Source organism: Streptomyces sp. NPDC054796 (genome assembly GCF_053611545.1).
In genome coordinates this window covers 30,341-41,656 of sequence record NZ_JBSHAO010000067.1, presented here as the reverse complement: position 1 = coordinate 41,656, position 11,316 = coordinate 30,341, and the positions used below count along the sequence as shown (strand labels likewise).

Annotated in this window: 8 protein-coding genes; 4 read left to right on the top strand and 4 right to left on the bottom strand. The window is 73.8% G+C overall.

Features of this window, described 5'->3' with window-relative positions; all coding sequences use genetic code 11:
• Nucleotides 1-232: 232 nt before the first annotated feature.
• Nucleotides 233-877 (bottom strand): DUF4245 domain-containing protein, encoded by a 645-nt coding sequence (locus ACWGJ2_RS35185; protein WP_453350421.1) that lies wholly within the window; start codon nucleotides 875-877, stop codon nucleotides 233-235.
• Nucleotides 878-1,051: 174 nt separating this feature from the next.
• Here ACWGJ2_RS35185 and glpX point away from each other — a divergent pair, with 174 nt between their 5' ends.
• Nucleotides 1,052-2,086, top strand: coding sequence for a class II fructose-bisphosphatase (gene glpX / locus ACWGJ2_RS35180; RefSeq protein WP_453350418.1), 1,035 nt, complete (start codon nucleotides 1,052-1,054; stop codon nucleotides 2,084-2,086).
• Between the two features lie 166 nt (nucleotides 2,087-2,252).
• Here glpX and ACWGJ2_RS35175 read toward each other — a convergent pair whose 3' ends face one another.
• Together ACWGJ2_RS35175 and ACWGJ2_RS35170 are read right to left on the bottom strand one after the other, a co-directional pair.
• Nucleotides 2,253-2,654, bottom strand: a complete 402-nt coding sequence (locus ACWGJ2_RS35175; protein WP_453350420.1) for a WhiB family transcriptional regulator — start codon at nucleotides 2,652-2,654, stop codon at nucleotides 2,253-2,255.
• 317 nt (nucleotides 2,655-2,971) lie between these two features.
• Complete coding sequence (locus ACWGJ2_RS35170) at nucleotides 2,972-3,697, bottom strand: DUF1707 SHOCT-like domain-containing protein (protein WP_453350417.1); 726 nt, start codon at nucleotides 3,695-3,697, stop codon at nucleotides 2,972-2,974.
• 194 nt (nucleotides 3,698-3,891) lie between these two features.
• On the opposite strand from ACWGJ2_RS35170, the gene ACWGJ2_RS35165 reads away from it, so the two are divergent.
• On the top strand, nucleotides 3,892-5,589 hold the full coding sequence (locus tag ACWGJ2_RS35165; protein ID WP_453350416.1) for a fumarate hydratase: 1,698 nt from the start codon (nucleotides 3,892-3,894) through the stop codon (nucleotides 5,587-5,589).
• An 80-nt stretch (nucleotides 5,590-5,669) separates the two neighbouring features.
• Here the strand turns inward: ACWGJ2_RS35165 and ACWGJ2_RS35160 are convergent, their stop codons facing one another.
• Nucleotides 5,670-5,996 carry a putative quinol monooxygenase gene (locus ACWGJ2_RS35160; RefSeq protein WP_453350415.1) on the bottom strand — a complete coding sequence of 109 codons (327 nt, stop codon included), beginning with the start codon at nucleotides 5,994-5,996 and terminating at the stop codon, nucleotides 5,670-5,672.
• 129 nt (nucleotides 5,997-6,125) lie between these two features.
• Between ACWGJ2_RS35160 and ACWGJ2_RS35155 the strand changes: the two genes are divergently transcribed.
• Nucleotides 6,126-9,785, top strand: coding sequence for an NACHT domain-containing protein (locus ACWGJ2_RS35155; RefSeq protein WP_453350414.1), 3,660 nt, complete (start codon nucleotides 6,126-6,128; stop codon nucleotides 9,783-9,785).
• Nucleotides 9,786-9,886: 101 nt separating this feature from the next.
• Nucleotides 9,887-11,290, top strand: coding sequence for a class II fumarate hydratase (locus ACWGJ2_RS35150; RefSeq protein WP_453350413.1), 1,404 nt, complete (start codon nucleotides 9,887-9,889; stop codon nucleotides 11,288-11,290).
• The last annotated feature ends 26 nt before the right edge of the window (nucleotides 11,291-11,316 follow it).

Genomic DNA, 11,316 nt, shown 5'->3' with positions numbered 1-11,316 from the left:
CACCTGTCCCGACCGCCTGGGCCCGTACGGCAGCCTCGTTGCGCGCCCCCCGGGCGCGCCCCCCGCGCGCCCCCCCCGCGGGGCCTGGCCGGCGGCCGCCGCGTCGTCCCGCGCCGCGCGCGCCCGCGCCGCGCGGGCCCCCCGGCCCCCGCGGCGGGGCCCCCCGGCTCGGTTCGTACCCGGTTCAGCTCGTGCCCGGTTCAGCTCGTGCCCGACGGGTCAGTCCGACGGGTCAGTTCTCGGTGGTCCCCTCGGCCGCCTTCTCCGCTTCCTTGCGCGCGGCCTCGTCGGCCGCCTTGCTCGCCGCCTCCTCGGCGGCCTTCCCCGAGGTGAGGGAGTCCGCCAGCTCACCGAGCCGCGCGAAGGAGGCGGTGCCGGTGACGACGGTGGTGACCTTGTTCTCCGGGTCCTCCAGGACGAGCGCGTCGTACTTCTCGCCCTCGTACCGCGTCCACTTCTCGCCGCCGAAGGTGTCCGTCTTCGCGGTCTTCGACGCCTTGTGGGTGACGTCCTCGATGAACTTCGCCGGGCGCGACTGGTCGCTCTGCTCGACGGCCGCGTATTCGTCGCCCGGCGCCATGAAGCCCAGATGCCAGGCGGCGCCCTGCTGGCCTTCCGGCTCGTACGTCACCGACGTCGGGCGCCAGTCGTCGGACAGCCCGTGCGGGGCGAGGACAGGGTACGGCGCGGCGCGGCGCGCCGAGTCCAGCTCCACGCGGTAGCTGACGGGCTTGACCGGATCCTGGTGCTCGTCGTGCGGCACGAACAGATAGATCACCCAGGCGGCGAGAACGATCACCCCCAGCGAGATGACCATGTCCCGCACCGACTGCTTGCCCCGCTGCTTGTCTGCTGCCACCACTCCATCGTCCCTTATGCCGGGTGTCACACGGCCCCGGGGTACAGGGGAGGGAGAGACAGAAGGAGAGGCAGCAGGACGGGTGACGGGAAGCGCTCATCCGATGGGCGCACTGCTCACTCTTTCGAAGGCTCGATAGAGTTGCCCCACCCTCAGTAGCCCGGCCGTCGCCGAGCAGAAAGGTGCGCTCCGATGACCGAACACCACCACCTTCCCTCCCAGCTAGAGGTCGCGCCGGAGGCACCCGACCGCAACCTGGCCCTGGAACTCGTACGGGTCACCGAAGCGGGCGCCATGGCCTCGGGCCGCTGGGTCGGCCGCGGCGACAAGAACGGCGCCGACGGCGCGGCCGTCAAGGCCATGCGCACCCTCGTCTCCACCGTCTCGATGAACGGCGTCGTCGTCATCGGCGAGGGCGAGAAGGACGAGGCGCCGATGCTCTACAACGGCGAGCGGGTCGGCGACGGGAACGGCGCGGAGTGCGACGTCGCCGTGGACCCGATCGACGGCACCACCCTCACCGCCAAGGGCATGACCAACGCGGTCTCCGTGCTGGCCGTGGCCGAGCGCGGCGCGATGTTCGACCCGAGCGCGGTCTTCTACATGGAGAAGCTCGTCACGGGCCCCGACGCCGCCGAGTTCGTGGACATCACCGCCCCGCCCGCCGTCAACGTCCGCCGCATCGCCAAGGCCAAGGGCTGCACCCCGGACGACGTCACCGTCGTCGTCCTGGACCGGCCGCGCCACGACGGCCTGGTGAAGGAGATCCGCGAGTCGGGCGCGCGGATCAAGCTGATCTCGGACGGCGACGTCGCGGGCGCGATCGCGGCCGTACGGGAGGGGACAGGCGTCGATCTGCTCCTCGGCATCGGCGGCACCCCCGAGGGCATCATCGCGGCCTGCGCCATAAAGTGCCTGGGCGGCACCATCCAGGGCAAGCTGTGGCCGAAGGACGACGAGGAGCGGCAGCGCGCGCTCGACGCGGGCCACGACCTCGACCGCGTCCTGCACACCGAGGACCTGGTCGGCGGCGAGAACGTCTTCTTCGTGGCCACCGGCATCACCGACGGCGACCTGCTGCGGGGCGTGCACTTCCGGGGCGAGCGCGCGTACACCGAATCGCTGGTGATGCGCTCGAAGTCCGGCACGATCCGCAAGATCGAGTCCACGCACAAGCTGTCCAAGCTGCGCGCGTACAGCGCCGTGGACTTCGACCGGGCGCGCTGACCCGGCCGGGACGCGCTGACGCACCGGGCCGCACGGGGTACGGGAGAGGAACGCGGCCGGTCCGACCGCCGGAGGCGGTACCGGCCGCGTCACGCCCGGCCGGTGCGCGTTCCCGTGGCGGACGGTCAGCGGCGCGACGGCGGCGGGTCGACGGCAGCGTGCGCCGTCAGGCGATACGCGGCACCGGCTGCGCCTCGGCCGTGGCGGGCACACCCGGCACGCCCGGCGCACCCGCGCCCGCGGCCTCCCTGCGGCGCCTGCGGGCGAGGACGACACGGCGTTCCGCCGCGGTGAGGCCGCCCCACACCCCGTAGGGCTCCGGCATGACCAGCGCGTGCTCGCGGCACTCCACCATCACGGGACAGCGGGCGCAGAGCCTCTTGGCCGCCTGTTCGCGGGAGAGCCGTGCGGCGGTCGGTTCCTTGGAGGGTGCGAAGAAGAGGCCGGCCTCATCCCTTCGGCAGACCGCTTCCGAATGCCAGGGCCCCGCTTGGTCGTCGCGCTCTGGCGCACGCGGGGCGGGGACTATAGCGGCTGCCTTCAGGGACTGATGCGGCGGTTGCAGCACGATCTGCTCCTGACGAGACGACGGTGACTCACCTTCACCCGTCTTGCTGCGCACGGCAGTTCGCGCTGCTGACCGTACGAGAGACGATGCCCGAGCCCTACCCGCTGTGCGCGGCGGTATGCATACCGTGGCGCCACTCGCCGCCCCCGCGCGCCCCTTACCGGCCACGCCCGCGCGCCCACGCGCGGCGGCCGGCTCCCCCGCGTGACCGCAGCTCAGCCGCCCGGCACCGGCCCGGAAGGGCCGCGCCGCCCGGCACCCGCGCACCCCTCGGGCCTTCGCGCCTAGCGCCCCGGCGACCCCGCGCCCCTCAGGGGTCACAGCTCCTTGCGGAGGCGGTCGCGCAGGTTCCGGAGGCGCTTGCCGCGGCGCGGCTTGGCCTCGACGCCGCCGAAGACCGCGGCGCCCTGGACCAGCACCGTGGGCGCGTCCGGATCGTCCGACTCGAAGGTGCGCACGTCGAAGCCGCCGAAGACGCCCGCGCCCTTCTGCCGCAGCGTGACGTTCTCGGGCACCCGGATCTCGATGCCGCCGAAGACCGCCGTCGCGTTGATGACGACGTACGGATACGGGAAGTCCGCCTCCGTCAGATCGATCTCGACGCCGCCGAAGCAGGCGAAGGCGTTGATCTTCCTGGGCGCCCGCCAGCGGCCCTTGCGCACGGCGCCGCTGAAGACGGCGACGAGGTTCTCCTTGGGGCCGAGGCCGTCGTCGGGCACGGAGAACGCGGCGGGCGCGGGCGCGGACGAGGGGCGCGCCGCGCGGTACGGCTCGGCCCGTCCCGCCGGGAGATCGCGCACCAGCGGCTCCAGCTCGCCGACGGTCTTGGCGCTGTAGACGGCGTCGATGCGTTCCCCGTGCTCCTCCGCGTCCAGCCGCCCCTCGGCCAGGGCCTCGCGCAGGATGTCCGCGACCCTGTCGCGGTCGGCGTCCGAGGCGCGCACGGACACCTCGGCGGGCTCCACGGGCGCCACGGACCTCGCGGGCTCGACGGCCTCGGCCGCGGGCCGTGCGGGCTTCTTTTCCAGCGGGGAGTCAGTCACCGGGCCAGCGTACCCAGACGCGATAGATCGCGACCAGAGCCCCGAGCCCCCCGACCGCCCGGAGCCGAACCCTCCGCTACGTCGACGGCCGAGGGGCTACTGAGCCTTACCTCACAAGCACAGGCACGAAGGGGGCGTTCTACGCTGTGAGGCGCGCTCACCGTCGAGAGCCGTAGCGAGAGGAAGAGTCCCCCATGCCAGCCAGCTCCCGCCCGTCCCACCCGGAGTTCACCTACACGGATCTGCTCCCCCTGGGCGAGGACACCACCCCGTACCGCCTCATCACCTCGGAGGGCGTCAGCACCTTCGAGGCGGACGGGAGGACCTTCCTGAAGGTCGAGCCGGAGGCGCTGCGCAAGCTGGCCGCCGAGGCGATGCACGACATCTCGCACTATCTGCGCCCCGAGCACCTGGCCCAGCTCCGCCGCATCCTGGAGGACCCGGAGGCCAGCCCCAACGACCGCTTCGTCGCGCTCGACCTGCTGAAGAACGCCAACATCGCCGCGGCCGGTGTGCTCCCCATGTGCCAGGACACCGGCACCGCGATCGTGATGGGCAAGCGCGGCCAGCAGGTGCTGACGGAGGGCGGCGACGAGGAGGCGCTCTCGCACGGCATCTACGACGCCTACACGCAGCTCAACCTGCGCTACTCGCAGATGGCCCCGCTGACGATGTGGGACGAGAAGAACACCGGCAACAACCTGCCGGCCCAGGTGGAGCTGTACGCGACCGACGGTGACGCGTACAAGTTCCTCTTCATGGCCAAGGGCGGCGGCAGCGCCAACAAGTCCTTCCTCTACCAGGAGACGAAGGCCGTCCTCAACGAGGCGAGCATGATGAAGTTCCTGGAGGAGAAGATCCGTTCGCTGGGCACGGCCGCCTGCCCGCCGTACCACCTCGCGATCGTCGTCGGCGGCACGAGCGCCGAGTACGCGCTCAAGACGGCGAAGTACGCCTCGGCGCACTACCTCGACGAGCTGCCCGCCGAGGGCTCCCCCGCGGGCAACGGCTTCCGGGACAAGGAGCTGGAGCAGCAGGTCTTCGAGCTGACGCAGAAGATCGGCATCGGCGCGCAGTTCGGCGGCAAGTACTTCTGCCACGACGTGCGCGTGGTGCGGCTCCCCCGGCACGGCGCCTCCTGCCCCGTCGCCATAGCCGTCTCCTGCTCGGCCGACCGGCAGGCCAAGGCCAAGATCACGGCCGAGGGCGTCTTCCTGGAGCAGCTGGAGACCGACCCGGCGCGCTTCCTCCCCGAGACGACCGAGTCCGAGCTGACGGAGGGCGCGGGCGCGGATCTGGACGCGGTACGGATCGACCTGGCGCGGCCCATGGACGAGATCCTGGCCGAGCTGACCAAGCACCCCGTCAAGACCCGGCTGTCGCTGACCGGCACGCTGGTCGTCGCGCGGGACATCGCCCACGCGAAGATCAAGGAACGGCTCGACGCGGGCGAGGAGATGCCGCAGTACCTCAAGGACCACCCCGTCTACTACGCGGGCCCCGCCAAGACGCCCGAGGGCTACGCCTCCGGCTCCTTCGGCCCGACGACCGCCGGCCGGATGGACGCCTACGTGGAGCAGTTCCAGGCGGCGGGCGGCTCCAAGGTGATGCTGGCCAAGGGCAACCGCAGCAAGCAGGTCACCGACGCGTGCGCGGCGCACGGCGGCTTCTACCTCGGCTCCATCGGCGGCCCGGCGGCCCGGCTGGCGCAGGACTGCATCAAGAAGGTGGAGGTCCTGGAGTACGAGGAGCTAGGCATGGAGGCGGTCTGGCGCATCGAGGTCGAGGACTTCCCCGCGTTCATCGTCATGGACGACAAGGGCAACGACTTCTTCGCCGACCCGGCGCCCGAGCAGACCTTCGTGACGTCGATCCCGGTACGGGGCGCATGACGCCGGTACGGGGCGCGTGACGTGCGACGCCCCGGCCGGGGCATGGCCGGGGCGCGGGCGCGTTCAGGGCGCGGGCCGGGTCAGAGCGCGCCCGCCTCGGGCCTGCCCGCCGGGAGTGCGGCGAGCCTGACCACGTCGTTGGGCTCCAGCAGCTTGCCGTCGAGCGCGGCGCGCAGTTCCTTGACGGCCGGGGCGCGGCCGTGCTCAGCGAGCTGCTCCTCCGTCGTCCACTTCTCGACGAGGACGAAGCGGTCCTCGGCCTCGTGGAGCGCGTACAGCTCGCAGCCGGGCTCCTCGTGGACGCGTTCCGCCGCGACGCGGAGCGCGTCGCGCACCTGCTCCCGTGCCTCGGGACGCGGCCTGAAGGTCGCCACGACGATCACCGGTTCGGTCGCTGAGCTGCTCATACGTCTCTCCTCACGTTCCCGGCCCCTGCGGCCGCCCCCATTCTGCGCCCCTCTCCTTCCTCTTCACACGTGGGGCGCCAGGGCTAAGATCCGTCCCCTGACGGGTCGTGGGGCGGGCGGGGGTGGCCGGTGGACGGGGGCACGACGGACGGGACGCCCCGTCCGGGGGACATGGCCCGCGCGGAGGGCACACCCCGCGCGGAGGACGCGCCCCGCTGGGAGAACCGGATCACCGGGGGCACCTTCGGCAACGTCGTGCTGGCGGAACGCGTCGACGCCGTCCACATCCATGTGCACGAGGAACCCGCCGCGCCTCCCCGCTCCCCCCTCCGCCTCCTCGTGCTCACCGCGCTGCTGGCCTGTGCCGGAGCCGTGCTGTGGGCCGCGCCGCCCGGCGTGCTGGGCCCGGCCGCCTCGGGCGGGCGGCTGGCCGCGCCTGCCGCGCTGTGCGCGGCGGCGCTCGCGGGCTCGGCCGCCGTGGGCCGGATACGGGAGCGGCGCCGGTTACGGGAGCGGGGCAGCCGCGCACGCCCCCGTACGCCGCTGCCAGGGCACCGGCTCGACCGGGCTGCCGAGGGACTGGCGGAGGCGCTGACCCGGCAGTACGGCAGGGAGGACCAGCTCGCGCTCTCGCCCGTGAGCACACCCACGCCCATCCCCGTACGGTGGCAGGCCGCCGATCCGCTGGTCACGGACCACGCGCCGAACCTGCTCGCGGACGGCTCGGCCGGGGCCCTCGAAGCGGAGGGCGAGTTCGCGGGCGCCGCCGCGTTCTTCACCCGGCTCCCCCGGCAGCGGCTGGTCGTCCTGGGCGAGCCGGGCGCGGGCAAGACCGTCCTCGCGCAGCGGCTCGCGCGCACCCTGCTGGAGGCGCGAGGCCCCGCCTCGGCCGCGCCCGTGCCCGTCGTGCTGCCGCTCGCCTCGTGGGACCCGCGCGGGCCCCAGGGCCTGTGGCGCTGGGCGGCCGAGCGGCTGTGCGCCGAGCACCCCGTGCCGCTGCCCACCCCGGAGGCGGCGCTCGACCTGATCGCGTCGGGCCGGGTGCTGCCCGTCCTCGACGGCTTCGACGAGCTGCCCCTCGCCACCCAGCCGGAGGCGCTGCGCCAGTTGCGCGCGAGCCTCACCGAGCACGCGCGCTGCGTGCTGACCAGCCGCACCGCCGAGTACACCCGCGCCGTCGACGGGGCCGCGCTGCCGCTGCCCGGAGCCGTCGCCGTCGAGCTGTGCCCGCTCACGACGGACGACCTCGCCCGCTATCTGCCCCGTACCAGCCGTCGCACCAGCCGCAGCGACCCCTCCCGCACCAAGTGGGCGCCGGTGCTGGCGCGGCTGGCCGACCCGGACGACACCGCGCGCGAGACGCGCGTGCTGCGCCGGGTGCTCAGCACCCCGCTGATGGTCGCGCTCGCCCGCGTCGCCTACAGCGAGACGGACGCGGACCCCGCCGAACTCCTCGGCGCCGGACGCTTCACCACCCGGCAGGCCGTGGAACGGCACCTGTACGACGCGTTCCTGACCGCCGCCTACACCGACGCCGGGCGCGAGCGCGCCGAGCGGGCGCGCGGCTGGGCCGCGTTCCTCGCCGCGCACACGCGCCGCTTCGGCGGGCAGGAGATCGCCTGGTGGCGGCTGGAGGAGGCGCTGCCCGGCTGGGTGCGCAGGCTGAGCGTGCTGCCGGCGGCGGCCGTCGCGACATTCACCGTCAGCCGGATGGACCTCGGCACGCCCCCGTGGGCGCACTGGCAGCCGGTGCCGGTGCCCGTGCCGCTGTGGGCGGTCTTCGGCGCTGGGGTGTGCGCGTTCGCGTGGGGCGAGTACGGCGGGGGTACGGGGCGCGCGCCGCAGCAGGCGCGGCTGCCGCGCCCGTCGGACCTACGGCAGACGCCCCGGTGGAAGCTGACGGGCACGCTCGCGGGCTGGGCGGCGCTGCTGGGCTTCGTCGCGTACGCGGCGGGCTCGGACGGCGGCCCCGACGCCGCCCGCCTCGCGGTGCTGATCGTCGCCGTCTTCGCCCTGCGCTCGCTCGTGCGCTGGCCGTTCACGCACGCCAGGACCCCGGCCGACCCGGAGACGGCCGCCGAGCCCGCGCGGCTGCTGCGGCGGGACCGGCGGGTCACGCTGGCGACCGGCTTCGCGGTCAGGAACACGGAGGGGGACCCCGGCCTGCTGTGGGTGCTGCCGTGGCTGCTGCTCGCCGTGTGGCAGATCGTCGGGGGCCGCGACGTGGTGACGGGCTGGGCCTGGACAGGCACGGTCGCCGGGGCCACGCTGAGCACCTGGTTGTACGAGAACGCCGTCTCCGCCTGGGGCCGCTACACCCTCGCGCGCGTCTGGTTCGCCGCGACGGGACGGCTGCCCTGGCACCTCATGGACTTCCTCCGGGAGGCCCACGCGAAGGGCGTCCTGCGCCAGGCGGGCGGCGTCTACCGGTTCCGCCACATCGAGCTGCGCAACCGGCTGGCCGCCGACATCCCGGAAGCCGCCACCCCCGAAGCCGGAGTGCCGGAACCGGCCCGGTACCGCCGCTGGGCCGCCGCCCTCCGCGCCGCGCTCCGCGACGCGCTCCCCGGCGCCGTGGCGGGGCTGGGCGTGCTGCTCCTCCTGGCCACCGGCATCGGCCTGCTGAACACGCCGCCCGTCCCCGGCCCGCACCCGTACCCACGCGCCGGCGTCGTCTGCGCCGCGCTCTCCCGCGACGTGCTCGGCGAGCTGATGGCGGACCCGCGCCGCGTCTTCCGCCCCGCGCCGCTGCGGAAGTACCCCGAGGGCGCGGGCGACGGCACCTGCGCCGCCGACGAGCGGGCGCCCTTCCGGCCCGAGGTCCGGGTGAGCGTCAAGGTCTCCACCTGGGCGGGCGATCTGAGCGCCGACGGGACCGCGCAGGCCGCCGAGCAGTTCGCCGTGGTGCTGCACAACGCGCGGACGGAGCAGCGGGGCAACAGCAAGCTCGCGCGCGAGGACCGCGACACGACCGTCGACACCTCGCCGTCGCCCGCCGACGAGGCGGTCCGCAGGGTGTACGCGCCGCCCCTCGTCCCCGGCGCAGGGTCGCTCAGCCTGCCCAGGGCGACGTACACGGCGCGCGACGCCAACCGGATCGTGACCGTCGACTACGCCGAGGAGTACGCCTCCCACGACCGGCTCGCCGCCGTCGCCGAGTCGCTGCTGCGCCGGTCGCTGGGCCGCGACGACGGCCGGGACCTCGCCGCCGTCCCCCGTGGCCCGGAGCCCCCCGAGGACTCCCGGCTCGGCCGCTACCGCCGCCCCGAGCACCGGCTGCACGGCGCGGTGTGGGGCAAGGGGGAGCGCTCCTTCGTCTGGGACGTGGGCGGGCTGGCCTTCCCCTTCCGCGCCCCGAAGGACATCGACTGCAACATCTCCGACGCGCGGCCCGACGACGGGACCGCCTACGACTGCGTCAACCTGACCGGCCGCGACCTCTCCTACCAGCGCGTCATGAACCCGGCGCTCGGGTCCGGGCCCCGGCTGCGCCTGCACGTCGCCCAGCTCGACTGCGGCAAGGAGTGCCCGGACAAGAAGGCCCGCGCCTTCGCCGAGAGCCGCCCCGGCGCCGTCCGCCTGCCGTGGCGGCGCAGCGGTGACGGGACGGCGTTCTACGCGGTGCGGCGCACGGAGAAGACGTACGAGCTGACGATGTGGGGCACCTTCCGCGTGGTCTCGGGCGAGCGGCGGCAGCTCTGGGTGAGGGCGCGCGTGGACCGGGACGACGCCGGTCTGGCCCAGAAGATCGTCAACAGCGCGTACACGCAGGTCGGCGGCGAGGGCTGAGCCGCACCGGCCCGGCGGCATCCGGCACCGGAGCCGGGTGGGGCCTGCCGGGAATGTGGTACCCGGTGCGGGACGCTGGTGGTCATGGAGGTGCACACAGCATGAGCGAGAGCACGGAGCACACGGAGTACAGGACCGAGCACGACTCGATGGGCGAGGTACGGGTGCCCGTCGAGGCCAAGTGGCGGGCGCAGACGCAGCGGGCCGTGGAGAACTTCCCCGTCAGCGGCCAGCGCCTGGAGCGCGCGCACATCGAGGCGCTGGCCCGGATCAAAGCGGCGGCGGCCGTGGTCAACGCCGAACTGGGCGTGCTCGACAAGGACCTGGCGGAGGCGGTGCGCTCGGCGGCCGAGGAGGTCGCTTCGGGGCGCTGGGACGACCAGTTCCCCGTGGACGTCTTCCAGACGGGCTCCGGCACCTCGTCCAACATGAACATGAACGAGGTCGTCGCCACCCTGGCGACCGAGCGCCTGGGCTCGCCCGTCCACCCCAACGACCACGTCAACGCGAGCCAGTCCTCGAACGACGTCTTCCCCTCCTCCATCCACATCGCGGCGACGGCCGCCGTCACGGCCGGCCTGATCCCCGCGCTCGACCACCTCGCGGCGTCGCTGAGCCACAAGGCGGAGGAGTTCGCGCAGGTGGTGAAGTCGGGGCGGACGCATCTGATGGACGCGACGCCCGTGACGCTGGGCCAGGAGTTCGGCGGGTACGCGGCGCAGGTGCGGCACGGCATCGAGCGGCTGCGCGCCTCGCTGCCGCGCCTCGCCGAGCTGCCCCTGGGCGGTACGGCCGTGGGCACCGGCATCAACACGCCGCCCGGCTTCTCAGGGGCCGTCATCGAGGAGGTCGCCAGGACCACGGGGCTGCCGCTCACCGAGGCGCGCGACCACTTCGAGGCGCAGGGGGCGCGGGACGGGCTCGTGGAGACATCGGGCCAGCTCCGTACGATCGCCGTCGGGCTCACCAAGATCTCCAACGATCTGCGCTGGATGGCCTCGGGCCCCAGGACCGGGCTCGCCGAGATCGCGCTGCCCGACCTCCAGCCCGGCTCCTCGATCATGCCGGGCAAGGTCAACCCGGTGATCCCGGAGGCCGTGCTGATGGTCGCCGCGCAGGTCATCGGCAACGACGCGACGGTGGCCACGGCCGGGGCCTCGGGCAACTTCGAGCTGAACGTGATGCTGCCGGTCATGGCCAAGAACCTGCTGGAGTCGGTCAGGCTGCTGACGAACGCCTCCCGGCTGCTGGCCGACCGCACCGTGGACGGCATCACGGCGAACGCGGAACGCGCCCGCGAGTACGCCGAGTCCTCCCCCTCCGTCGTCACACCGCTCAACAAGTACATCGGCTACGAGGCCGCCGCCGCCGTCGCCAAGAAGGCGCTCGCCGAGCGGAAGACGATCCGCGAGGCGGTCCTGGAGGCGGGGCACGTCGAGCGGGGGGATCTGACGCTGGAGCAGTTGGACGAGGCGCTGGACGTCCTGCGCATGACGCACCCCTGACGCGTGGCGAGGCCGCCCGGAGGGGG